This is a genomic window from Pseudomonas fluorescens, assembly GCF_902497875.1.
In the GTDB taxonomy this organism is placed as follows: domain Bacteria; phylum Pseudomonadota; class Gammaproteobacteria; order Pseudomonadales; family Pseudomonadaceae; genus Aquipseudomonas; species Aquipseudomonas fluorescens_BR.
Map to the genome: position 1 here is coordinate 1 of NZ_CABVHY010000047.1, position 24,207 is coordinate 24,207.

Annotated in this window: 17 protein-coding genes; 9 read left to right on the top strand and 8 right to left on the bottom strand. The window is 58.1% G+C overall.

Annotated elements, in window-relative coordinates; genetic code table 11:
- Positions 1–179: 179 nt before the first annotated feature.
- Positions 180–1,742: an alkyl hydroperoxide reductase subunit F gene (gene ahpF / locus F8N85_RS30955; RefSeq protein ID WP_150805714.1), complete on the top strand. Its 1,563-nt coding sequence runs from the start codon at positions 180–182 to the stop codon at positions 1,740–1,742.
- 351 nt (positions 1,743–2,093) lie between these two features.
- On the opposite strand, the gene gloA is transcribed toward ahpF, so the two are convergent.
- Positions 2,094–2,615, bottom strand: a complete 522-nt coding sequence (gene gloA / locus F8N85_RS30965; RefSeq protein ID WP_150807241.1) for a lactoylglutathione lyase — start codon at positions 2,613–2,615, stop codon at positions 2,094–2,096.
- A 199-nt stretch (positions 2,616–2,814) separates the two neighbouring features.
- Between gloA and F8N85_RS30970 the strand changes: the two genes are divergently transcribed.
- Entirely contained in the window at positions 2,815–3,330 is a 516-nt protein-coding gene (locus tag F8N85_RS30970) for a DUF4946 domain-containing protein (protein WP_150807242.1), read from the top strand.
- A 180-nt stretch (positions 3,331–3,510) separates the two neighbouring features.
- On the opposite strand, the gene F8N85_RS30975 is transcribed toward F8N85_RS30970, so the two are convergent.
- The 3 genes from F8N85_RS30975 to F8N85_RS30985 all read right to left on the bottom strand — a co-directional run bounded on the left by F8N85_RS30975 (position 3,511) and on the right by F8N85_RS30985 (position 6,715).
- Complete coding sequence (locus tag F8N85_RS30975) at positions 3,511–3,870, bottom strand: histone-like nucleoid-structuring protein, MvaT/MvaU family (protein ID WP_150807243.1); 360 nt, start codon at positions 3,868–3,870, stop codon at positions 3,511–3,513.
- 243 nt (positions 3,871–4,113) lie between these two features.
- Positions 4,114–5,655 (bottom strand): EAL domain-containing protein, encoded by a 1,542-nt coding sequence (locus F8N85_RS30980; RefSeq protein ID WP_150807244.1) that lies wholly within the window; start codon positions 5,653–5,655, stop codon positions 4,114–4,116.
- A 187-nt stretch (positions 5,656–5,842) separates the two neighbouring features.
- The gene (locus tag F8N85_RS30985; RefSeq protein WP_150807245.1) at positions 5,843–6,715 is read right to left on the bottom strand and encodes a LysR family transcriptional regulator; all 873 of its coding nucleotides are present in this window, start codon (positions 6,713–6,715) and stop codon (positions 5,843–5,845) included.
- Positions 6,716–6,816: 101 nt separating this feature from the next.
- Here F8N85_RS30985 and F8N85_RS30990 point away from each other — a divergent pair, with 101 nt between their 5' ends.
- Together F8N85_RS30990 and hppD are read left to right on the top strand one after the other, a co-directional pair.
- Positions 6,817–7,761 carry a DMT family transporter gene (locus F8N85_RS30990; RefSeq protein WP_150807246.1) on the top strand — a complete coding sequence of 315 codons (945 nt, stop codon included), beginning with the start codon at positions 6,817–6,819 and terminating at the stop codon, positions 7,759–7,761.
- Between the two features lie 260 nt (positions 7,762–8,021).
- Positions 8,022–9,098 (top strand): 4-hydroxyphenylpyruvate dioxygenase, encoded by a 1,077-nt coding sequence (gene hppD, locus F8N85_RS30995; protein WP_150807247.1) that lies wholly within the window; start codon positions 8,022–8,024, stop codon positions 9,096–9,098.
- Between the two features lie 138 nt (positions 9,099–9,236).
- Here the strand turns inward: hppD and rarD are convergent, their stop codons facing one another.
- Together rarD and F8N85_RS31005 are read right to left on the bottom strand one after the other, a co-directional pair.
- Complete coding sequence (gene rarD, locus F8N85_RS31000) at positions 9,237–10,118, bottom strand: EamA family transporter RarD (RefSeq protein WP_150807248.1); 882 nt, start codon at positions 10,116–10,118, stop codon at positions 9,237–9,239.
- Between the two features lie 245 nt (positions 10,119–10,363).
- The gene (locus tag F8N85_RS31005) at positions 10,364–11,377 is read right to left on the bottom strand and encodes an aldo/keto reductase (RefSeq protein ID WP_150807249.1); all 1,014 of its coding nucleotides are present in this window, start codon (positions 11,375–11,377) and stop codon (positions 10,364–10,366) included.
- A 173-nt stretch (positions 11,378–11,550) separates the two neighbouring features.
- On the opposite strand from F8N85_RS31005, the gene F8N85_RS31010 reads away from it, so the two are divergent.
- The 5 genes from F8N85_RS31010 to F8N85_RS31035 all read left to right on the top strand — a co-directional run bounded on the left by F8N85_RS31010 (position 11,551) and on the right by F8N85_RS31035 (position 20,456).
- The gene (locus tag F8N85_RS31010) at positions 11,551–12,675 is read left to right on the top strand and encodes a sugar diacid recognition domain-containing protein (RefSeq protein WP_150807250.1); all 1,125 of its coding nucleotides are present in this window, start codon (positions 11,551–11,553) and stop codon (positions 12,673–12,675) included.
- A gap of 212 nt (positions 12,676–12,887) precedes the next feature.
- Positions 12,888–14,030, top strand: a complete 1,143-nt coding sequence (locus F8N85_RS31020; protein ID WP_150807252.1) for a glycerate kinase — start codon at positions 12,888–12,890, stop codon at positions 14,028–14,030.
- Positions 14,031–14,296: 266 nt separating this feature from the next.
- A complete protein-coding gene (locus tag F8N85_RS31025) occupies positions 14,297–16,303 on the top strand; it encodes a hypothetical protein (RefSeq protein ID WP_150807253.1) in 2,007 nt (668 codons plus the stop codon).
- Positions 16,304–16,545: 242 nt separating this feature from the next.
- On the top strand, positions 16,546–18,747 hold the full coding sequence (locus tag F8N85_RS31030) for an autotransporter outer membrane beta-barrel domain-containing protein (protein WP_150807254.1): 2,202 nt from the start codon (positions 16,546–16,548) through the stop codon (positions 18,745–18,747).
- Between the two features lie 230 nt (positions 18,748–18,977).
- Complete coding sequence (locus F8N85_RS31035; protein WP_150807255.1) at positions 18,978–20,456, top strand: hypothetical protein; 1,479 nt, start codon at positions 18,978–18,980, stop codon at positions 20,454–20,456.
- 55 nt (positions 20,457–20,511) lie between these two features.
- On the opposite strand, the gene F8N85_RS31040 is transcribed toward F8N85_RS31035, so the two are convergent.
- Complete coding sequence (locus F8N85_RS31040; protein ID WP_224795781.1) at positions 20,512–21,492, bottom strand: fimbrial protein; 981 nt, start codon at positions 21,490–21,492, stop codon at positions 20,512–20,514.
- 187 nt (positions 21,493–21,679) lie between these two features.
- Complete coding sequence (locus F8N85_RS31045; protein WP_150807257.1) at positions 21,680–24,193, bottom strand: fimbria/pilus outer membrane usher protein; 2,514 nt, start codon at positions 24,191–24,193, stop codon at positions 21,680–21,682.
- Positions 24,194–24,207: the final 14 nt, after the last annotated feature.

Consider the following 24,207-nt stretch of genomic DNA (forward strand, 5'->3'; position numbering starts at 1 on the left):
GCCACCCTGGCTCCGTCCCTGGACCTGGTCGGCAAGATCTAAGTCTGTGACGCGCTACATCAGGGCGGAACTGCGCACCTGCTAAGTAAGCTGCACCGCCCTTGAAAAACGCCCGGGCGAGATTCGCTCGGGCGTTTTTTTATGATTCGACTTTCTACACAATCAAGGAAATCGCCCGTATGTTGGACGCCAATCTTAAAGCCCAGTTGAAGTCATACCTGGAACGGGTCACCCAGCCGATCGAGATCGTTGCCTCCCTCGACGACGGTGCGAAATCCCGGGAAATGCTCGAACTCCTGAAAGACGTTGCCAGTCTTTCCAGCCAGATTACCTTGCTCGACAACGGTGACGATGCACGTAAACCATCGTTCTCGATCAACCGCCCGGGAAGCGACATCAGTCTGCGTTTCGCCGGCATCCCGATGGGCCATGAATTCACATCGCTGGTACTGGCCTTGCTGCAAGTCGGCGGCCACCCATCGAAAGCCAGTAGTGACGTGATCGAACAGATCCGCTCGCTCAAAGGCCAGTTCAGCTTCGAGACTTACTTCTCGCTGTCCTGCCAGAATTGTCCGGACGTGGTCCAGGCGCTGAACCTGATGGCGGTGCTGAACCCGAATATCCGCCACGTCGCTATCGACGGGGCGCTGTTTCAGGCCGAAGTCGATGACCGCCAGATCATGGCCGTGCCAAGCGTCTACCTGAACGGGGTGAACTTCGGCCAGGGCCGCATGGGCCTGGAAGAAATCCTCGCCAAAATCGACACCAGCGGCATCGAGCGTCAGGCCGAAAAGATCAGCGCCAAAGAAGCCTTTGACGTACTGGTCGTCGGCGGTGGCCCGGCCGGTGCCGCGGCGGCGATCTATGCCGCCCGTAAAGGCATTCGCACCGGTGTCGCCGCTGAACGTTTCGGCGGACAGGTGCTCGACACCATGGCCATCGAGAACTTCATCTCCGTGCAGGAAACCGAAGGGCCGAAACTGGCCATGGCGCTGGAAGAACACGTCAAGCAATACGACGTCGACATCATGAACCTGCAACGCGCCGATAAATTGGTGCCGGGCAAGAACGGCGAGCTGCACGAAATCAAATTCGCCAGCGGTGCTTCGTTGAAAGCCAGGACCGTGATCCTCGCGACCGGTGCCCGGTGGCGTGAAATGAACGTCCCGGGTGAGCAGCAATACCGCAACAAAGGCGTGGCGTATTGCCCGCACTGCGACGGTCCGCTGTTCAAGGGCAAACGCGTGGCGGTGATTGGCGGCGGTAACTCCGGCGTTGAAGCGGCCATCGACCTGGCCGGTATCGTGTCCCACGTGACACTGCTGGAGTTCGACGTGCAGTTGCGCGCCGACGCGGTGTTGCAGCGCAAGTTGCACAGCCTGCCGAATGTTACGGTGATCACCCGTGCGCAAACCACTGAAGTCACCGGCGACGGTCAGAAGGTCAACGGCCTGCGCTACAAGGATCGCCAGTCGGACGAGGAGCGCGCTGTAGAACTGGAAGGGATCTTTGTGCAGATCGGTCTGCTACCCAACACCGACTGGCTCAAGGGCACCCTCGAGCTATCGCCGCGCGGCGAGATCATCGTCGATGCCCGAGGCGAGACTTCACTGCCGGGGGTGTTCGCTGCCGGTGACGTGACCACCGTGCCGTACAAGCAGATCGTGATCGCGGTGGGCGAGGGCGCCAAGGCTTCCCTCAGCGCATTCGATCACTTGATTCGGACTTCTGCGCCGGCGTGATCCGATAGCGCAAAAAAAAACAAAACCCCATGAGCGATCGTGGGGTTTTGTCGTGTGCAGCTTGTGAAAGCAGGCATGTACGGGAACCCGCTTTTGTGGGAGCGAGCTTGCTCGCGAATGCAGTGTATCAGGCGACTCAAGGGGTGAATGTGAGTCCGCATTCGCGAGCAAGCCCGCTCCCACATTTGATCTCGGGTGTTCACAAACAATGGGTCCACAGAAGATCCCTGTGGGAGCGAGCTTGCTCGCGAAGAGGCCATAACATTCAACATTGATGTCGACTGTCAATCCGCTTTCGCGAGCAAGTCGGATCGCCGCACCGTCGCTCCTGCAGGGGATCTGCGGCGCATTTTACATGGGTGCCGGCTGAATGATTTCAACCCAGTACTGGTCCGGGTCCTTGATGAAGGCCAGGCTCTTCATGCGACCGTCGTTCAAGCGTTTCTGGAAATCGCAGCCCAGTGCTTCGAAGCGCTCGCAGGCGGCGCGGATATCCGGCACCGAAATGCAGATATGGCCAAAACCACGCGGATCGGTATTGCCGTTGTGATAGGCAAAGTCCGCATCGTTCTCAGTGCCATGGTTGTGGGTCAACTCGAGAATCCCGGGAATCGATTTCATCCACTCGGTACGCTCGGCCGCGTCAGCCGGGATCTGTGCCTTGTCGACCAAGGCGAGGAAGTACAGGCTGAACTCGGCTTCCGGGAAATCGCGTTTTTCCACCAGGGAAAAACCCAGGATGCGCGTGTAGAAATCCAGCGACCGGGTGATGTCCTTGACCCGCAGCATGGTGTGGTTGAAGACGAATTTCCCGGTAGCGGCATCAGGCTGGGCGGTCACGCCCGGGAATGTGTTCAGTTCGTGCAGGCTCATGGGCCCTCCAGAGAATAAGTGGGGCAATCGGCGCCCGGAATCACCAGCAGCCCTCAGGCTTGCGGTTGACCAGGTGTCCTTGCAGTGGGGCAATGATACGCAAGCGATGCCGGCAGTGCCAAACCAAAACCAATGAACTATTGCCTGGTCAAGTCGTGGGGCTCAGACTTTATAATTCGACCTTGGAGTGCGCATTGCAATGATCCGACCCGCTAAATCCTTAGTGTTCCTGCTGGGCCTGATACTCGGTGCTGCCGGCGTTCAAGCCGCCGATCCAGTCATCACATGGCCCGTCGGCTGGGAAGTCGAAACCTTGACGTCGCCGTCCACAGTCTCCAGGCAACGAGCAGTGAAAAATGACCAGGGCGGGACGCCGGTGATGGTCATGGAATTGACCATGACTCAAGTTGAGACTGGGCATCAGGTCAATTTGCAAGGCGTGTTGCTGGAGATGCGCAAGTCGCTGCAGAAGGATTTCGTTTTGGGCGGTTATCAAAGTGTCTGCAACAAGATCCATGCGGCCACACTGAGTCGACTGTCGGCGCTTGAAACCACCTGCACTGTCACGCAGAACGGCCGGCATGTACTGTCGCAAACATTAGTCGCAGCGGTGGATGCCGATAAAGCTTATGTTCTTTCCTATGCAGGACAAGCTGAGGCTTACGCCGCTAGCCAGGATGAGATACTGGCTGTGAGAAACAATTTGAAACTTTAGTTGTTCGTTGAATAAGCACGGTTTTTTCAGCTGAATCTGCGCCTAACTAGTCGATGGGGCTAGTGCGGGGGCAGTGAGCTGCCGGACGCGTCTAACGCAAATGCCGGTTGTCGTTAGATAGTGTGTCGGCTTGAACGAAAAGGCCCCGCAGATGCGGGGCCTTTTAGCTGGCACAATTGCTTAAGCGCGCAACCAGGACTCGACAGTGGCGGCACCGTACTGTTCCTTCCAGGCTTTCAGGCCGCGGTGATTACCGCCCTTGGTTTCGATCAGTTCCCCGGTGTGCGGGTTGTGATAGACCTTGACTACACGGGCCCGGCGGGTTTTCGGAGCGGCTGCCAAGTGGCCGGCTCGCGGGTTCGGGTCGAGGATGGCGATGATGTCGCGCAGGCTCTTGCCATAGGATTTCATCAGGCCCTGGAGCTTTTCTTCAAATTCGATTTCTTTCTTGAGCCCGGCGTCATTCTTCAGCGATTCCAGCTGCGCGAGCTGTTCTTGAAGCGCTTTTTCAGCGGCACGGAATTCTGCGAGTCTGGACAATATCTTTACTCCAATAGTGTATTTGGCTGATACCAACTGCAACAAAGCTATAAGCCAAGAGCCTTAGACGACTCGGTGATAATGGCTCACCTTCCAGTTTTGCACAGGCATGAAAAATTGTAGTAGTTAATGCGTCCAGAGTAAATCATGTCTTTTTCTTTAAATGACAAATTAACGACGCCACTGCACTGTGCCCCTGCTCAAGTGCAACATGGGCGGCGCGTGTCCGATAAACGCCGCTATTTAATGTTTACTTAATGCTCCGAGAAATTCATCCGCCGGCATGGGCCGTGCAAATAGATAACCTTGCAGGAAGTCCACGCCTTGTGCCACAAGGTAATCGCGCTGTTCAGGGGTTTCGACGCCTTCTGCGACGATGCCCAGATCGAGCTTGCCCGACAGTTCGATGATGCTGTCGAGAATGTGCCGGGAGAGGGCGTCGACACCGATCATCGCCACAAAGCTCTGGTCGATTTTCAGGTAGTCCACGTTGAACTGTCGCAAGTAACCGAGGCTTGAGTGGCCGGTCCCAAAGTCATCGATGGCAATCATTACCCCCAGTTCATGCAGCTGTTCGAACAGTTGATGGGTGATTTCCGTGGGCTCGATCAGTTCGCGTTCGGTTAATTCCAGCACCAGCGTGACTTTGCCGGGCGCGAATGCACCGAGAAACGTTCGGCAGTCTTCGATGAGGTCGAGATCCTGGCAGTGGCGGGCGGTGATATTGATACCGATATGAAAGCCATCAATGAACGACCGGGCATGGGGTGCAAGCACGGTTGCGGTTTGTCGCATTAACGAACGGGTCATCGGCACGATCAATCCGCAGTGTTCGGCAAACGGGATAAACAGGTCGGGACGCACCAGGCCGTCCTTTGGGTGATTCCAGCGCATCAACACTTCGATGCCTGCCCATTGCAGGTTATCGCCGCGCACCACGGGCTGAAACCAGGGAACAAACTCGGCCGCCTCCAATGCCCGCTGCAACTCACGGCTCGGTGAGGATGAGCGTTTCTGCAGCCAATGGCCGAGAGTTGCAGAAGTCGCACCGAAGAACATCAGCAGGCTGAACAACGCCGGGTACCTGGCCTTCATATAACGCCAGACTTCGCCCTCGGGCATACCGGCCTCCACCTTGTAACCGTAACGGGAGGAGGAGCGATGGTTATGGGCCACCGGAAAAACCGGCAGGCTGGAGGCGCGGACCTGACCATCGGCAGCTAACCAGTGGGTTCCGACCTGCAGCACCAGGTCGGTATAGCGACTGATCAAGCGCAGGGCATTGGTCAGGTGGTAACCATCGATGGTCGCCAGCGCGCTTTGATTGCCCTCGCTCAGTCGATAGACCAGCAGCGCGGTATTGGGCGTAACCGGGTTGCCATTCATTAACCAGAGTTTGCCTTCGACATAATCTTCAGGATCGAGCGCCGTGGCATAGCGGCTGCCGAACAGCGAACTGCAATAGTTGCTGTTGTGCCACACCAAATTGGTAGAACGGACAAAAGGGCGGCGGGTCACTTGCTCACGCAGGACAAGTTGTTTGTCGTTATCACAGGCCTGCCCGGCGAACGGCAGAATGGCCTGTGCCGCTTCGGCGGTATTGTCGAGCATCAGATCGAACTGGCGTACGGCTTCTTCGGCGGTCTGCGCGGTCGCCTGTTGAAGGGTGCGTTCGGCTTGCACGTAGAGAATGGCGAACCCGAGCGCTATGGGCAGCGCTCCAATCAACAGGGTTATGGCATGGCGAGTGCTGCGTTTGCGAGGACCTTTAACAGTCAGGGGCATTGGCGAATCCTGTCGCGCGATTAAAATAAAGAGTTCTCAAATGCGGGCGGAATGACGACTTTCCTGCACAAAAGAGCTCATGTGCCGACCCGAAGATCGAAAGATCAAAAGATCGCAGCCTGCGGCAGCTCCTACACCGACCGCGTTCATCCGCGAATGATAGAGGCTGCTGCTGGTTTGCGCCTGGTCATGGGTAATCGAGACTCATGGCCAGCTTTATGAAAGCGAGCGTCGCCGGCGATGCCTGGCGTTGATCCAGTACCGCCAACCCGACCTGGCGCTTGACCTGAGGCGACAGGGCTTTTTTCACATAGCGGCCATCGGCGGCGCTCGGCAGCGATAACTCGGCCACCACCGTCAATGCCTCGCCACGGCTGACAGTCTCCAGGGTGCTGAGCAGTTGCGAACTTCGATAACGAATGTCAGGGGTTAATCGGGCGGCAGTGAACATTCTTGAAACCAGTTCCGAAGAGCCGGCCTGGGTGAGAATGAACGGGTCGTTGCACAGCTCGCCCAAGGTCAGGCTTGACCTGGCGGCCAGCGGATGAGTCGCAGGCACCAGCGCGACCATCTGGTCTTCGACCAGCGCAAAGGTGTCGAAGCGCTCTTCGGGCAACACCACAAAACCGATATCGATCCGCCGCTCCTCGAGCCACTGGATGACCTGGCGATCCGGGCCTTCGTCGATGTGCACTTCAATCCCCGGATGGGCCGCGCGGTAATGTTGCAGGATCATCGGTAGCAGTTTCATCGAGGAGGTCGGTCCGAAGGAGCCAATGCGCAAGGTCCCGCGTTTCATTCCCCGGGCATCGGCGGCTTCCTGCTGCAGGGTATTGGCCAGGCCGAGCATGGCCCGGGCGCGCAGCAACAGTTGCTGGCCGATATCACTCAGCTCGACGTGCGCCTGATGCCTTCTGAGCAGCTCGACACCGAGTTCCTGCTCCAGGGATTTGATCGCATGGGACACCGCTGACTGAGTGATGCCCAGCCGCTTCGCGGCACTGGTAAAACCGCGCAGCTCGGCCACCAGGGAGAAGATTTCCAGTTGGGTCAGGGTCATGAGTTTTTGCTCATTTTACGATGACAAGATATTAGGTGAAGAATGGGTCAGGTTCCAAATGATGCCGATCAGATACCCCAGCCTTCGCCCCAGAGAGTCTTATGAGCACCGATATAAAAACCACATCCATCGAATCCGATGTCCCGGTCTACCTGAAGCTGGCCGCTGTCACCATGATCTGGGGCGGGACGTTTGTTGCCGGGCGCTTCCTCGCCGATTCGCTCAACCCGCTGCTCGCCGCGAGCCTGCGCTTTCTGCTGGCCAGTCTGGCGTTGCTGCTGTTCATGGCAGTGGCCCGTATCCCGCTGGCGCGGCCGAATCGCAAGCAATGGTTGCAGCTGATGGTGTTGGGATTCTTCGGCATCTTTTTCTACAACCTGTGTTTCTTCTATGGCTTGCAGTACATCAATGCCTCACGGGCTTCGCTGATCGTGGCATTGAACCCGGCGGTCATCGCCCTGGCATCCTGGCTGCTGTTCCAGGAGCGCTTGAGTCGGGTGAAGCTGTTCGGCATCGGGATTTGCCTGGCCGGGGCGGGGCTGGTAATCGTCAGTCGAAATCAACAGGTGTTCAACGGTGCGGCAGGCGCCTGGATCGGTGACGTGCTGATTTTCGGCTGCGTGCTCGGCTGGGGAATCTATTCGCTGTATTCCAGGGACCTGAATCACTCGCTGGGGCCGCTGCAGACGGTGACCTATTCGATCCTGGTCGGCACCGTGATGCTCTGGGCGACCAGCGCGGTGCGCGGTGAACTGCGCGTCGAGGCGTTGGCCGCGCTGGATTTCGGGCAGTTTTTCAGCCTGTTGTACCTGGGCGTACTGGGGTCGGCGCTGGCCTATATTTGGTACTACGACGGCATCCGTAAAATCGGCGCCACCCGTTCCGGGGTGTTCATCGCGCTCAACCCGCTGACCGCGGTCATCCTCGGCGCGTTGTTGCTCGGGGAGCACATGACACTGCCTATGTATCTGGGCGGTGGGTTGATTCTGGGTGGTATCTACCTGTGCAACAAACCCCTTGCGCGGGCGTCAAACAAGGGGATTTGATAGAGAATGAGGACAAAGGGTTTTACGCTGTGTAGAATCGGGTTACGCATATAAGAATAAGTCTTCTGGCAACAGAGGCCTCGCCCGTACGAGAATGGGTCGACATGAAGCTACTAGGGTTCCAACTGATTTTCGGTGATTTCCTCGCCCGCAGTGTGCGGGGGATCTCCTGTGCACCGCCCGCGGCCTTCAGCATTGATAGCAACTAACGATCCGTTAATTCCAGCTGTTAATTCTAAAAGCATGATGAGGCGCCAACCATGGCAGATTTATACGAAAACCCAATGGGCCTGATGGGCTTTGAATTCATCGAATTCGCATCGCCTACGCCGAACACCCTCGAACCGATCTTCGAGATCATGGGCTTCAGCAAAGTCGCGACCCATCGCTCCAAGGCAGTGCACCTGTATCGTCAGGGCAATATCAACCTGATCCTCAACAACGAACCCCATAGCGTCGCTTCGTACTTCGCCGCTGAGCATGGCCCGTCGGTGTGCGGCATGGCGTTCCGGGTCAAGAATGCCCAACAGGCGTTTGCCCGTGCCCTGGAACTTGGCGCCCAGCCGATTCACATCGAGACCGGCCCGATGGAACTGAACCTGCCGGCGATCAAAGGCATCGGCGGTGCGCCGCTGTACCTGATCGACCGTTTCGGCGAAGGCAGTTCGATCTACGACATCGACTTCGTGTTCATCGAAGGCGTTGACCGCAATCCGGTCGGGGCTGGCTTGAAAATCATCGACCACCTGACCCACAACGTGTATCGCGGTCGCATGGCGTATTGGGCGAATTTCTACGAGAAGCTGTTCAACTTCCGCGAGATCCGTTACTTCGACATCAAGGGCGAGTACACCGGCCTGACCTCCAAGGCCATGACCGCACCGGATGGCATGATCAAAATCCCGCTGAACGAAGAATCGTCCAAGGGTGCCGGGCAGATCGAAGAGTTCCTGATGCAGTTCAACGGTGAGGGCATCCAGCACGTTGCCTTCCTGACCGACGATCTGCTCAAGACCTGGGATCACTTGAAGAAAATCGGCATGCGCTTCATGACCGCGCCGCCGCAAACCTACTACGAGATGCTCGAAGGCCGTTTGCCGAACCATGGCGAACCGGTCGAGGAACTGCAATCTCGCGGAATTCTGCTGGACGGTACGTCCGAGTCGGGCGACAAGCGCCTGCTGCTGCAAATCTTCTCGGAAACCCTGATGGGCCCGGTGTTCTTCGAATTCATCCAGCGTAAAGGCGACGATGGTTTCGGTGAAGGCAACTTCAAGGCACTGTTCGAATCCATCGAACGTGACCAGGTTCGCCGTGGTGTGCTTGCCACCGACTAAGCCATTTCAGCTGTAAAACTGTGGGAGCGAGCTTGCTCGCGATGGCGTCTTCGGACTCAACATAGATGTTGACTGATAGACAGCTATCGCGAGCAATCGAGCGTCGACCGGCTGCTCCCACATTGTTTTGTGTGCGGCTTAAGGTCGGCGATGCCGAACCATATGTTTGAACCCTTCGAAAACCAGCACCACCACCGCCAGCCAGATCGGGATGTAAGTCAACCATTCCCCCGGGCCGATGCTTTCTCCCAGCAGCAAAGCGACGCCGAGCAACAGCACCGGCTCGACATAGCTGAGCAGCCCGAACAGGCTGAAGGCCAATAGCCGGCTGGCAATGATGTAGCTCACCAGCGCCGAGGCACTGATCAGCCCAAGCACCGGAATCAGCAAGTAAAGCCACGGGTGTTGCCCGACCACGCCGAAACCTTGCTCGCCGCTTTGCACGAACCACAACGCCACCGGCAGCCACAACGTCATGTCGAGCCACAGCCCACCCAGGTTGTCTGTGCCCAGGCGTCGACGCAGCACGAAATAGGTCGGGTACCCGATGATCACCAGCAAGGTGGCCCAGGAAAAGCTGCCAGCCTGATACAGCTGGTTGATCACCCCGAGTATGGCGAAAAACACCGCAACCTTCTGCAGGTACGAAAGACGTTCGCCATAGACCATTCGCCCGGTCAAGACCATGGTCAGTGGCAGCAAGAAATAACCCAGGGATACATCCAGGCTATACCCGTTCAACGGAGCCCACATGAACAGCCAGAGTTGTGCCCCGACCAGCGCCGAAGAGACCAGCAACCCCAGGCCCAGGGCTGGTTGGCCGACCAGGCGCTTGACCAGTGCGACCACGTGTTTCCATTCCCCCGAGGCGAACATGAAGACGGTGATGCACGGCACGGTCAACAGCATCCGCCAGCCAAAAATCTCGACTCCGCTCAGAGGCGAAAGCAGCGACGTGTAGAAATACATGACAGCGAACAGCACTGATGACAGCACCGATAGAGCAATACCTTTGGACACACTGTCCTCGCGGGAAATGGAGTGGGTTGGATAGGGGAGGCAGGATAACGGGTTTGGGGGAAGAATATCGCTGATCCTGAGCAGGCCCCTATGCCCGCCAGTCGAGCAAGCAGTCCCCCGAAAAGATCGCAGCCTGCGGCAGCTCCTACACCGACCGGGTACACATGCAAATTATCAGGTGTACACAAATCCCGTAGGAGCTGCCGCAGGCTGCGATCTTGGCAATCTCTGCCATGCCGGAAGGCTCAAGCAGTACGCGGCAGCCTTCCCGAAACAAAGTGACTGACATCATTGAAACCCGGGGTAGAAGAGTGGCCCGGAGTCACCAGCGAGTCGATAAAGGCTTCGTCTTCGGCCGTGATCTTTACCGCCAGTGCCTTGGTGTAGACGTCCCATTGTTCTTCGGTGCGCGGCCCGACGATGGCCGAGCTGACCGCCGAGTTGTTCAGCACCCAGGCGATGGCGAATTCAACGATACCGACGCCGCGGCCCTGGGTGTATTGCTGGATCTGCTGGGCGATGCGCAGGGACTCGACCCGCCATTCGGTTTCCAGGATGCGTTTGTCTGCACGTCCTGCACGGCTGTTGGCGTCCGGCTTTACGTCCGGCGCGTATTTTCCACTGAGCACGCCACGGGCCAGCGGGCTGTAAGGCACCACGCCCAGCCCATAGTTTTGCGCCGCGGTGATCTGCTCGGTTTCTGCCTGGCGATTGACGATGTTGTACAGCGGCTGACTGATGACCGGCCGGTCGACACCCAGTTTGTCGGCCACGCGAATGACCTCGGCGATCCGCCAGCCACGGTAGTTCGACAGGCCCCAGTAGCGGATTTTTCCTTGGCGAATCAGGTCGCCAATGGCCGACACGGTAACGTCCAGCGGCGTGTTGTGGTCTTCGCGGTGCAGGTAATAGATGTCCACGTAATCGGTGCCCAGGCGCGTCAGGCTGGCGTCGATACCGTTGAAGATGTGCTTGCGGCTCAGGCCGCTGCGGTTCGGCACGCCGTCCACCGGGCCGAAACCGACCTTGGTGGCGAGCACCCATTCCTGACGGTGACTGGCAATCGCTTCACCGACAATCTCCTCGGAACGCCCACCGGTGTAGACATCCGCCGTGTCGATAAAATTGATGCCCTGGTCCCAGGCTTTGTCGATGATCCGCAGGGAATCCTCGGTGCTGGTCTGTTCGCCGAACATCATGCTGCCCAGGGTCAGGGTGGAGACGTGCAAACCGGATTGGCCAAGGGGGCGATAGCTCATGTTCGAAATCCTCTTTCGGAGTTGAGTGCGTGCAGCTACAAAATCGAGGTTCTTTATTACACCGTTCTGTGTTCCCTCTCAATCCTGACAGCGCATACAAATACTGAGCGCAGGGCTTGCCCTGTGCCGGTGAACAATCACAATAAGAAACTGCCATCAAGGATCTCGCCGTTATGTTCGAACTGGATCACGACCTGGCGCAGGATATCGTCGACCGGGCGATGGCCATCCTGCCCTACAACGTCAACGTCATGGACAGCCAGGGGCTGATCCTCGGCAGCGGCGAACCGGAACGGGTCAACACCCGCCACGAGGGCGCCCAATTGGTGCTGGCCAACGGTCGCGTAGTGGAAATCGATACCCAGACTGCCAAACACCTCAAAGGCGTGCAGCCAGGCATCAACCTGCCATTGTTCCTCGATCAGCAGCTGATCGGGGTTTTGGGGATCACGGGTGAACCGGAGCAATTGCGAACCTACGCCGAGCTGGTGCGCATGACTGCCGAAATGCTGGTGGGCCAGCGTAACCAGCAGGGCGAACAGCAATGGCGGCGCCAGCGTTGCGATGACCTGCTGGCCCTGTTGCTCAGCGAGGCTGGAGATTCGCCGCGTTTGATCGACGAGGCTCGGCAATTGGGACTCAAGCCTCAGCTACCGCGCATTCCTTATCTGTTCGAGCTGGGGCTGGAACATGGCCCCGGGCAGACGGTTGAAGCCTTGAGTGCCTGGTTGAAGTCCCGTTATCCGGACAGCTGGTGCGTGAGTTCGGCCAGGTCTTCGTTGCTGTGGTGCCGTCCGGCGACACAGCACCTGGAAAATGAGCGACTGTTGGAAAAACTCGATGGCCTGGGCTGGAACATTTTGCGCATCGCGGTGGGCGGTCAGGCCGATGGCTTGCAGGGACTGCGCCGTTGTTATCGGCGAGTCGGTGACCTGCTGGCTTACGGGCGTGATGTGTTGCCACAGAGCCGCTTGCTGACCCTCAACCGTTATCGCCTGCCAGTGCTGCTTTGGCGTCATCGCAACGATGATGCCCTCGATGAATTGCTCAACCCGTTGCGCAAGGTCGTCGCCAAGGACAACAACGGCCAGTTGCTCGCGACCCTGCGCAGCTGGTGTGAACACGACGGCCAGAGCCAGGCCTGTGCCGAGGCGTTGGGGATTCACCGCAACAGCTTGCGCTACCGGATGGAGCGGATTGCCGAAATCAGCGGCGTCGATCCGTTGCGGCTGGATGGGATGCTGGCGTTGTATCTGGGCGTGCAACTCCTTCCGCAGACCGACACGAAGCCCCTGTAGGAGCTGCCGAAGGCTGCGATCTTTTGATCTTGCTTCTCGGCGATCCTGAGGCCGCTAAAAGATCGCAGCCTTCGGCAGCTCCTACATTGGTATGTGCGAGTGTTCCGGTTTTGTGGAAATGACCAATAATCGCCAGTGCCGCTTGTGCAGCGGACCGGCGTCATTGCTGATGCCAACTGGCAGCATGGCCTCACTGGAACCGGAGAACTCACATGAAAATCATCATCGCCCCTGACTCGTTCAAGGACAGCCTGAGTGCCATTGACGTGGCCGATGCCATTGCCCTCGGCCTGGCCGACGTCTGGCCGGATGCACAACTGGTCAAGTGCCCGATGGCCGACGGCGGTGAAGGCACGGTCGAGGCGATTCTTGCCGCTTGCGATGGCGAGTGGCGCAGCACCGAAGTACAGGGGCCGTTAGCTTCAGTAGTGCAAGCCCGCTGGGGCTGGTTGCCGCAGAGCCACACGGCGATCATCGAGATGGCCGAGGCCAGCGGATTGCAATTGGTTGCTCTCGATCAGCGCGATGCCTGTTCCAGCAGCACTTACGGCACCGGCCAGTTGATTGGCGCGGCGCTGGATGCCGGTGCGCAACGGATCATTCTGGCGATCGGCGGCAGTGCCACTAACGATGGCGGTGCCGGGGCGATGCAGGCGCTGGGTGTGCGCTTGCTCGACTTCCAAGGACAAACGTTGAGCCAAGGTGGTCTGGCGCTCAATGCGTTGGCCCGAATCGATCTGCAAGGGATGGACCCGCGCCTGTCGCAGGTCCGTTTCGAAATCGCCGCGGACGTCGACAATCCACTCTGCGGCCTCCATGGTGCTTCTGCGATATTCGGTCCGCAGAAAGGCGCCTCGCCTGAACAGGTGCAACACCTCGATCAAGCCCTGGGCCACTTCGCCGATCACTGCGCTCAAGTGCTGGGCAAAGACCTGCGCGACGAGCCCGGCAGTGGGGCCGCCGGTGGTTTGGGCTTTGCCGCCAAGGCATTCCTGAACGCGCAATTTCGCCCCGGTGTGGAAGTGGTGGCTGAACTGATCGGGTTGGCAGAAGCCCTACGCGGCGCCGATCTGGTGATCACCGGCGAGGGCCGTTTCGATGCCCAGACGTTGCGTGGCAAAACGCCCTTTGGTGTGGCACGGATTGCCAAACAGTACGGCGTGCCAGTGATTGTAATCGCTGGCACCTTGGGCGACGGTTACGAGCAGATGTATAAACACGGTGTCGATGCCGCATTTGCCTTGCCGTCTGGTCCGATGAGCCTTGCGCAGGCGTGCGCCAATGCGCCGCAATTGCTGCGCGAGCGGGCAGGGGATATTGCGCGGGTGTGGCGATTGGCAGTTCGCAATTCCTGACCCCCAGCGTTGTTTTTTGACGCCGTTCGGATGCTCCGTAACGGCGTTTTCACGTGCCGGGGAAGGCGATATTCAAAGGGGGTACCTGTCAACTCTGACAGTATCGCGGTTTAAAAAAAGGGTGCTTACTTCGCTCACGGCCATACAGGCCTCGCAGAACGACGGGACGCGTTTTGGTATTGCCCGGTGATGTTCGAGCTGCATGACATCCATGATGGTCATTCGATGAAGATGGCCATGAACCGCGTGAGAGGGAGATTCACAACATGGCAAGTTCGGAGACAATACGTAAAGCGCAAGAAGCTCGCAGGGTGTATCTGGAGTCACAGGCCAAGCCCCAGAGTCCCGGAGTAATCCTGCTCCCGCCAACGATTCCGGCAATCAAGGACACGGCAGATAATCTGCTGGACGGTGAAAAACTGGTAAGTGATGTCGGTTTGAAGGTGAGCATTCCGCTATGGAAAGACCCTACGAACAGTATTACACGCCCGGATACCATCACCCTGGAATGGGCACTGACGCAGGGGCCGGACGCGAAGTACGAGGACGTTGCTGCAGAAAAATATTACGACCCAGTGGGGGCAGGACCCTTTACGTTGACGGTTCCTTTTGCCAGATTGCCCAAGGACGGTCTTTGTACGTTTCGCTACAGGCTGAATACCTACAACAACACTAAAGGGGAATCACTTCCGGTGCCACTGAAGTGTGACCTATTGGCGCCTCACTGGCCGAACCGGCCGAGAGCCATGACCCTGCAAGCGCTCATCATCGATGAGGCCTTCTTGGGCGCCAACCCGGAACTGATCGGCAACCTGGCCCTATACGACGGCAGAGCACCCGGCGATAACGTCAAATACTTTTGGGAGACCCAACCTCCTGAGGATTTCTCTGGCTTGGTGCCCGTCGCCACCGTTCCGGTCACCGGTGACAATCAACAGGTGGTCTTTGACAAAGACATAATCACCAAACAGGACGACGGTATATTTTACGTCGCCTATGAGTTGGTCGACCGGGCCGGGAACCGCAGCTTTGTTTCGGATAATACGAAAGTCATTGTCACTCTGGGGGCGTTGCCAATCAACCCTCTTCCAAAACCGGAGCTCCCGCAGGTCATCGGCAAAGGTTACATCGATGTCGAAGATGCGATCCGAGGCATCAACGTGGAAATCCCGAACATTACCGGCACAAAAGCGGGGGACAAGATCAAGTGCATGTGGGGTGCGACGCCGCTGGCGACATACACCATAGGATCAAACGAACCCGATCGGATTAAAATCAAGGTTCCCGCGCAAACGTTGATCACCGAGTACGGCACCAGCCCAATCGGTAATAAACCCACAGCGGTCAGTTACATCATTGAGCGTCATACTCGGGAGTTTGGGCCTGCAGACGAGACATTCCAGGTCAACTTTGGTGTGGTCGGTCCGCCACGAGACCAGCCGGACCTCACCTGGCCAGATCGGCTCAATCCGAAATTGCTCGAGGGGGAGGTCGTTGGCAAGTCAGGTACAGCCAACGTGCTGGTTACAGGTGATAGAGACGAGGCGGTCACCTATACCTTTAAGTTGCCTGCCCTCATCACTGCGGGTCAAAAGATTGTTCCCTATTGGGCTGGTCAGCGAATTGCCGAGTCGGAACTGACCATTACGACTGAGGTAGCAGGTGACGACATCCCGCTGGATATCCCCTGGCCGCGCATTGACGCCGGCAAGAACGGCGAGAAGATCCCGGTGCATTGGCAACTGGGCGTCGATACCGAGCCTAACGAGCAAGTCTCGAAGCCTACCGAGGTTAATGTGAGTTCCTATATCGTCGACCCGAAACCACCGACCTTTCCGGATACGGTTACTGACCCGGATGGTTGGCTTACGTGTGCCGCGCTGCATTATTTCGACTCCGGGGATCCTACCCAACGTGGGGTTCGGGTCGCTGTGCCGGACCTAAGCAACTGGCTGAATGATGGCGATAAAGTCAGAGTGACCTGGACCCCACTTCTGGATTGGGATCCGGCTGCACCGGAGACACCGATTACCCCTGCGATAAAAACCGAAGAGCTCACGCTGGGCACAGAGTATCCGACGACAGGTTTCATCTGGCTGGTCGACGATTACGCCCAACACATCGACCCTCTCTATACCGCAAACACGGCAACCAATGGCGATGGCCGCGCCAAGATCGAGTACGAGTTCACGTTTGGGGGGAGCCCGGCGGGATCAAAAACCGTCGTCTATGCCTCCATGCACGGCTCAGGCACGTCATGTCCGCTGCCTTGACAGTTCAAGGCTGACAAAAGAGGGGCGATAGTCTGGTGCTCTCGCCCCTTGGCGGTCAATGCAACGTGTTCGGGCGCTATCCACCTGAGCGCTGTAAGCAATTTCTGTCAGACGGCAGGATTAGTCCTACATTTTTGGGGCATCTTCAGCTGTAGCCTCACTCGACTTTTCGATCAACCAGCCTGCCCGCCACACCCTGTGGTGCGCAGCTGATATGTCCGTTATTTAGAGAGTGATTCGCTATGTCGGTAACCCCGTTGTTTTCCTTAAAACCATTGACCTGTGCGCTCAAGCTAGCAGTGATCGCGTCTTCGTGGACAGTCAGCCAGCAAGCGCTGGCGTTAACGCAGGTCGATGGAACCCACCTCACCATTAATGGTTCGACGCCGTCGGACAGTTATGAGGTGACAAACGATGGGGCGCTGACCGCGAACGGTGCCAAGACCCGCTGGATCATGGCCACAGACTCGACGCTGAACCTCACTGCCACTGAGGTCAATGCCACGGGGAAAGACGGTGTGAGGCTGCTCGATAGCGACGCGTTTATCGTCAACAGCGAGGTTAACAGTGACGGTATCGGGTTGTCCTTGTGGCATACCCATGCGGGTAAGGGATCCCGAGCGCAGGTCACCGGGAGTACGATTACCGGGGCCGACGTCGGCGTGACGATCGGCGAAAAATCCACGTTAATGCTGGAAAGCACCACCGTCAGTGCCACCCATACCACAGGTGTCGGCGTGCTTGCCTATGGCGCCAACATCACGGCCAGTAACAGCACCATCATTGGCGGCCTCAACGGTGTAAACCTGTACGCCGACCTCGAACTGCCCGCCAGCAACGCACTGGTCCTGGACAAGACCCGGGTAGAAGGGTTATCCGGCTCGGCTATCGTCGTGGATGGCAGTTCCCAGACCAATGACGAAAAAATAAACATCAACGTCAACAATGGCTCCACGCTGGTCGGTGGCAACGGCACGATGCTGGAAGTCATCAACGGCGCCTCAGCCCGGTTCAAGGCCGACAACAGTGAGCTGACCGGCGACATCATCGTCGAAGCCGGCAGCAGTGCCAATGTGACGCTGGAGAACTTCGCGGTCTTGACCGGGCGCCTGGAGAACCTCACCAGTCTGGCCGTCAACAGCGATGCCAAGTGGGTCATGGTCGGTAACGGCGACATTGCCGACCTGTCCATGAATGGCGGTAAAATCCAGTTCGGCAGTCCGACGGACTTCTACAAACTCACTGTAGGAAATTTGTCTGGCAACGGTACCTTCATCATGGATGCCGACTTCACCACCGGCCAGGTCGATACCCTTGAAGTCACCGGTAAGGCAACCGGTAACCATCATGTCTTGATGGGCAGCAGCGGTGCCGACCCAACGGGAGCAGGCAGCATTCCAGTCATTCGAATCGCCGAGGGTGATGCCTCGTTCGCGCTACTCAACGGCCCGGTGGATCTGGGTGCCTATTCCTATGACCTGATCAAACAGGGCGATAACGCGTGGCACTTGAATACCGCCACGCGCGTCATCAGCCCCGGCACTCGTTCGGTGCTGGCCTTGTTCAACACCGCGCCGACGGTCTGGTACGGTGAGCTCAGCACCTTGCGCAGTCGCATGGGCGAGGTGCGGATGAACGAAGGCAAGGCGGGCGGCTGGGTGCGCACCTATGGCAACAAGTTCGATGTCAGCGCCAGTTCCGGCCTGGCGTATCAACAAACCCAGCAGGGCCTGTCGTTCGGTGCCGATGCACCGTTGCCAATCGGTAACGGGCAATGGCTGGCAGGTTTGCTGGGCGGTTACAGCAAGTCCGATCTGAACCTGAGTCACGGCACCAGCGGCACCGTCAACAGCTACTACGTGGGCGCGTACACCACCTGGCTGGATGAGCAGAGCGGGTACTATTTCGATGGTGTTCTCAAATTCAACCGGTTTCAGAATAAGTCCAGGGTGCAGCTCAGCGACGGTAAACAAACCAAGGGCAATTACGACAACAACGGCGTTGGCGCGTCGCTGGAGTTTGGCCGCCACATCAAACTGGACGACGGCTACTTTGTTGAACCCTTCACCCAATTGGCGGGCGTGATCGTTCAGGGCAAGGGCTATGACCTGGATAATGGCCTGTCTGCTGAAGGTGACCGTACTCGCTCCCTGCTGGGTAAACTGGGTGCAACCGCCGGGCGGGAGTTCGATCTGGGCGAAGGCCAGGTAGTACAGCCATATGTTCGTGCCGCCTATGTGCATGAGTTCGCCAAAAACAACACAGTGCGGGTCAATAACAATGCGTTCAACAACGACTTGTCGGGCTCCCGCGGCGAGTTGGGTGCTGGTGTGGCGGTGAAGCTGAGCGACAAGGTGTCGGCGCACGTAGATCTGGATTACAGCAACAGCGAGAAAATCGACCAGCCATGGGGCGCGAATATTGGTTTGCATTACAGCTTTTAAGCGCAGTGCGCGCCACACTGTAGTCGTTCAGGTTGATCATCAGCGCCTCGATTGCGCACACTGAAAGCCCCGTGGGTTGTTGAACAATGGCCTGCGGGATTTTTTTCGTGGGCTTTTTTTATACCCATTGCTTCTCTGCCTACCTGTTAGTTCTGACAGTATACAAAACCGCAGTTTTGTTCTTTAAATGTGGTCAATTGTGCGCCCGTTAAATCGATGGAGAATCCAGCATGGAACGATCCAAACAACTCTCTACGCAAGACTTAAGGCCGCCGTATATTAATGGACAACTACCCGATATAAAGGGAGGGCAGCCCAATCTATTGCCCAAGAGTGTGATCGATCAGACCTTCAAGGTCTGGTTTCCCATGTGGCCCGAGTCCAATCCGTCACCGTCGCGGCCCGAGACAGTGGAGCTTTACTGGAATGGTCAGTCTGTAGGCGACAGAAGCTGGACATCGGCAATACCCTCTTCAGAACTGTTTATTGAGGTCACAACCGATAAACTGATCGAGGGAACCAACCGGCTGCACTATATTGTGAGGCTCTACAATGGAACTCCGACCCCCTCTCTCGAGCACAGCGTAACGGTCGACAGGAGCGCGCCAGCATTTGGTCCCAGCAGCAAACTGGAGTTTGCTGCGGCGATCATTAAAGACGGCGTCACGTTCGACTACCTTGCTGCCCCGGCCAATCGGGACAGGGTAGAGGCCAGGGTCCCCACCTACATTACTGCCGCGCCGGGGCACACCATCATCGGCTATTGGGAGCAAAGTGCCGAAGTCTCCCTCGATCCGATACGGATGCCGCCCCTGACATCGGAAAACCATAATCAACCGCCAGTCTTGACGTTTACCGGTGACTTGATCCGCGCGCGAAAGGATGGTCAGCGATTTGCAATGTATCGCGTGGAGAGCCGGGCCGGTTATACGAGCCTGCAGTCCCTGGCGGTTGAACTTAAAGTCGAAGCCCGCCAACGGCCACGGTTGTTGCCTTGGCCTGAGGTTGAAAAAGCGCTGGGAACCGGAGAACAGCAGACGCTTGACCCGCTGAAGGCTACGTCGGGAGCGGTGGTGGTGATACCGGACACCGCGAACATTTACCCGCAAGACCAGGTCTGGGTGCAGTGGGGGGTACCCGGCAGTCTGGGCGCCCACCGAGCCCCCCGGCCGATCACCCCGGGTTCGCGCCGTTACCAGATTCCGATGCCGTCGATCGCCGCGTATATCGGCAAGAGCTTGCCCGTTTCTTATGGCGTCATCGACGCGGAGGAAGTCGAGTGGCCGTCCGTTGGCCGCAAGGTGAATATACAGAGAATACTCAGCCACAACTTCCCGACCGTTCAATGCCAAGGGCTTACCGGTGGCAGCTTGAGCTACGACAAGGTTCCGGCCACAGGCGCGGTATTAAAGATGGGTACATGGACCTTAATGACGGCCGACCAGTGGATCATGATCAATATGACGGGAACGGGTGCAACGGGGCCGGTTGCATACCCGGCGATCCAACAGCGGCAGGTTACCGACCAGGAAGTCATCGGTGGTATCGGTATGAGAGGAGATGTCACTGTCCCAAAAGCCTTCCTGAATACGCTGCGGCGTAATGAGAGTTTTTCAGTAAAGGTCTATGTGAGTTTTGATGGCGGGCGGACGTGGCCACCGCTCGCCGCCCCTAATTTTCCGTTACTGCAGTTGACGCTGATTAACTGAACGGTTTCGGCTGAAGCAGCCAGCCCCGACCCTTGGTGGTAAGGACCGGGGTTTTCTACTTGTACGTGAGGGTGAAGTTCAACGCACCTTTGGCAGAGCCGGGGCGGATATCCCGGCTGGCTCCGGTCTGGTAGAAGCGCGCGTTAAAGTTCAGCGTGGTGTCGCCGACGGCAATCGGTAGTATCGGGACTTCAGCATTGAGTGCCACGGGTGTCGACCCATCGGCCCGCAATATCTGGATGCCCATGCCTTGCGCCACAGAGTCAGGCGACAGGCTGAACACTCCAGGGATCGGCGGGGTGACTGGCAATGAACCACTGGCACCCTCGAAGCGAATATTGGCGGTGGCTTCATTCACACCCTTGTCATCCGCTATGCAGGAACTGAGGGTGATGTGGAATGGCACCGCAGTTGTGGTGTGGCCTGGGCCGGTAAAGTCCGACACATCCCACTCACCCAGTTGCACGGGATCGGCACTTACCTTGTTACTGCCGCAATGAGCCTGAATCACAGTGCCGATCAGCCCGACACCAAAGGCCTTGCCGGCAATGCCTGAAAAAGAGCCGCTGAACAGCTCCTGTCCGTTCAATGCCTGCGGCCCGGGCGCAATGTTGCCGGTTTTTATCAGCGTGATGTAGCTTTCAAGTTGGGAAAAACTCAACTGCGCCGATCCCATGGGTTTCTCGTGGTGAGCGGTAAAGGGGACTGTGGCATTGCCTGTGTCCGGGACGAATGCATTGCTCGCCGATTCATCGAATGGAAATCCCAGGGTGATCTGGACGCCGACACCGGGGATATTGGTCTGCAGGATCGTCTGGGTACTATTCTGGAGGCTGCTGGCAGGCAGCAATCCGGGATAAAACGGCGCACTGGCCCGAGCGTTGAAGAGCAGTCGTGCGCTGCCATCATTGTCGCAATGGATGGACAGACCCTCGTTGTTGGGCGTGGGTACGAACTGCCTCGATCGGCCTATGACGCTTCCCACAGCTGCATCCCGGGGAACGAAGACACTCTTCATGTCCTGGGTGAAGGTCATGGGGCCGGATCCTGCTCGCCATGCGCATGTGTTGGATGCCGCCATGACCAGCTCTATCTGGCAGCTGGCCGCCAGCCCAAGGAGTCCTGTCAGCCGTCGTATGGATGATTTCATGTTGTCTTTTCCCGAGTGGATGGGGGGACGCGGGTGGTCCTCCCCCTTTTGAGTCATTTGCGCAGGGCGGCGGTTAGTGACACGTGAGGTTTTGCAGTCGGTAGCCCTGCGCCTGCTCCATGCTCTGCGGGTCGATGCTCAATTGGCATTGCGACTCGCTCTGCTCCCCCCAGCGCACGTCCAGCGTCTGGGGCTCGGCGCTGGTCGAGAGCATGACTTGACCGGCCTGGCCAACGACACCGATAACTTCACCTTCGGCATTGCTGAGCTGCGCCCCGAACGGCAGCAACCGGCCATTGGCGGTGCTGGCAGTGATGACCAGGCGAGTGACCGAGCGGGCAGGGAAGGTGGTTTTGACTACCGCACCGCGTCTGGGGACCACCTGGGTGGTGCCGTTATCGATTTCTACCTCAGGGCCCAGCTGGTCGGTTTGCAACACCACGTGATTGACCCGATACGGACGCAGGGAAGGCACCAGGGCGTAGCCCTGTTCATTGGTTTTCACCCCTGTGGCATTCAACACACCGACGCCGGCAATGTCCGGAACCTCCACCAGTGCCGCGGTTTCTCCCAGGTAAGGTCCCAGTTCGATGCCGTCGGCGTGCAGCAGCACCGCACCGCTGGCGTTGAGTGACACGTTGCGATAGTCGCGGCCTTGGGACAGCCCCGCACCGACACTGCCAGCGGGTGTCTGATAGCCGAGCGAGAGTGCCGCCGACTGTTGACGACTGTCATCGTTGCTCAGGGAGGCCCGGTAATTGAGCCGGTTTTCATCGGCGCTGCCGCCCAGACTCGCACGCTGGCTATATCGGTCGCCGTTATTCTGGACATCGAAGGTCGCGCTGGTCGAATGACCGAAGCTCAATGGCACTGTCACACTCAGGCCGATCTGTCGGTCATTGTCATGGGTATCGCTCAGGGACTGAGAGGCGTACAGGTTGTAGCCCACGTCCTTGTAGTGAGTGTTGACGTTGAACTGGAACTGGCGTTGCACATACGCACTCTGCCAATAGTCCTGCTGTGACAAGGTCAGGCTGAGGGAGCTACGGGTACCGATGCTCTGAAAGACCGAAGCTTCCAGTCGACTTCGACGGCTGCCGTAGAAGGTCGAGTTGTTGCTGCGCTGGCGCAAGGCCTCGTCGAAATCCCGGTAGCCTTCGCTGGAGTAGCGATAACCGGCGAAGCGCAGGTTGGTATGGGTTGCGAAAGACTTGCCGTATTTCATCGCGTAACTCACACCCTGTACATTCTGCGAATCCAGGGTGTCGATATCGGCGCTGGAGTGAGTGAGGTCAAAGGCTAGGGCTCCGAATGAGCCCAGATCCCTGGACACGCCGACTGTGCCAGCCCGGTAGAAGTCACTGGCCATCAGGCCGCCATACAGCGTTGAGTTCCACGCCATGCCCATGGCCAGGGTGCCCTGCCAGAGCAACGGATCATCAAGGCCGCTGGCGCCGTTGTAGCGACCCAGCGCGCCGCTGTAGCGCCAGACCCCCTCGCGCAACAGGTTGCTGAGAGTCGAGAAGGACTGGGTAAAGCGTCGGACCTGGCCGTCGGCCTCGGTCAGGACAATTTCCAGCTCTCCACTGCCGCCATTGGTGCTGAGGTCGTCGATTTCATACGGGCCGGGACTGACATAGGTGGAGTAGATCGGATAGCCGTTCTGCAATATTTCAAGCTTGGCGCGGGTTTGCGCGACACCGCGGATGATCGGTGCGTAACCTTGCAGGACATCAGGCAGCATCCCCAGGTCCGAACCGATGAGTACTCCCCTGATCGGCAGACTTTTGAACACATCGCCGCTGGAAAAGGTTTCACCCAGGGTCAGATTCGCATGGGTGCCGGGCAAGTCGCGCTGGGCATAGGTGTAGGCACGGGTCCACTCACGTTTGCCGTCCTGGTTCTGACGCAGCGACTGGTTGCTGCGCAGGCGCCAGGAGCCGAGGTTGAGGCCGCTGTTGAGGTACAGGTCATCACTGCTCTGGTGCCCACGATAACGGCTGGTGCCTTGCTGCGCCGACACCTGGTAGCTGACAAAAGCGGCATTGATGCCGTGGTCCCAGTGCTCGGGATCGACCCGGCCGATCACATCGCGGCGCATGGCGATCTGTGGGATGGAGAGGGCCAGCAGCAGCTTGCTGCCATCGAAGTCGATCTCGGCACCGGGGATCAGCGCCAGCAGATCGACGCACGGACCTTGCAACACAGCAGGGTCGGCCAGGCTGTCGAGTCGCACGCCCAGCTCACCGAGCAATTCAGGCGACAGGCAAGGCAGCAGGCGATCACCCTCGGCGCTGAGGACGAACTCGATTTCGCGCTGGCCGAAATAACCCAGGTTGACCTGAATATCGACCCAGTAGCGTCCCGGGCCCAGGTCGGAACTGTTGGCCAGGGCGCCAAGGGCCAGCGCTCCGGCATCGCTGGCGTGGTCGGGGCTTTGGCGCATGAAGCTGGATTGAAATTCAAGATTGGGTGCCGCCAGGGCGGGCCTTGCTTCGAACAGGGTGGCGCCGCTGCTGCCGATAACGAATAAATGTACAAGGCGCAGCCGGACAGGCGCGCGTCTGCATCCGGGTAATAGTGTCATGGTCAGATTCCGGG

Bases quoted from the DNA above. Each gene is read 5' to 3' on its own strand.
- ahpF (WP_150805714.1), top strand. From the start codon at position 180: ATGTTGGACGCCAATCTTAAAGCCCAGTTGAAGTCATACCTGGAACGG.
- gloA (WP_150807241.1), bottom strand. From the start codon at position 2,615: ATGAGCCTGCACGAACTGAACACATTCCCGGGCGTGACCGCCCAGCCT.
- F8N85_RS30970 (WP_150807242.1), top strand. From the start codon at position 2,815: ATGATCCGACCCGCTAAATCCTTAGTGTTCCTGCTGGGCCTGATACTC.
- F8N85_RS30980 (WP_150807244.1), bottom strand. From the start codon at position 5,655: ATGCCCCTGACTGTTAAAGGTCCTCGCAAACGCAGCACTCGCCATGCC.
- F8N85_RS30985 (WP_150807245.1), bottom strand. From the start codon at position 6,715: ATGACCCTGACCCAACTGGAAATCTTCTCCCTGGTGGCCGAGCTGCGC.
- F8N85_RS30990 (WP_150807246.1), top strand. From the start codon at position 6,817: ATGAGCACCGATATAAAAACCACATCCATCGAATCCGATGTCCCGGTC.
- hppD (WP_150807247.1), top strand. From the start codon at position 8,022: ATGGCAGATTTATACGAAAACCCAATGGGCCTGATGGGCTTTGAATTC.
- F8N85_RS31005 (WP_150807249.1), bottom strand. From the start codon at position 11,377: ATGAGCTATCGCCCCCTTGGCCAATCCGGTTTGCACGTCTCCACCCTG.
- F8N85_RS31010 (WP_150807250.1), top strand. From the start codon at position 11,551: ATGTTCGAACTGGATCACGACCTGGCGCAGGATATCGTCGACCGGGCG.
- F8N85_RS31020 (WP_150807252.1), top strand. From the start codon at position 12,888: ATGAAAATCATCATCGCCCCTGACTCGTTCAAGGACAGCCTGAGTGCC.
- F8N85_RS31025 (WP_150807253.1), top strand. From the start codon at position 14,297: ATGGCAAGTTCGGAGACAATACGTAAAGCGCAAGAAGCTCGCAGGGTG.
- F8N85_RS31030 (WP_150807254.1), top strand. From the start codon at position 16,546: ATGTCGGTAACCCCGTTGTTTTCCTTAAAACCATTGACCTGTGCGCTC.
- F8N85_RS31035 (WP_150807255.1), top strand. From the start codon at position 18,978: ATGGAACGATCCAAACAACTCTCTACGCAAGACTTAAGGCCGCCGTAT.
- F8N85_RS31040 (WP_224795781.1), bottom strand. From the start codon at position 21,492: ATGACCTTCACCCAGGACATGAAGAGTGTCTTCGTTCCCCGGGATGCA.
- F8N85_RS31045 (WP_150807257.1), bottom strand. From the start codon at position 24,193: ATGACACTATTACCCGGATGCAGACGCGCGCCTGTCCGGCTGCGCCTT.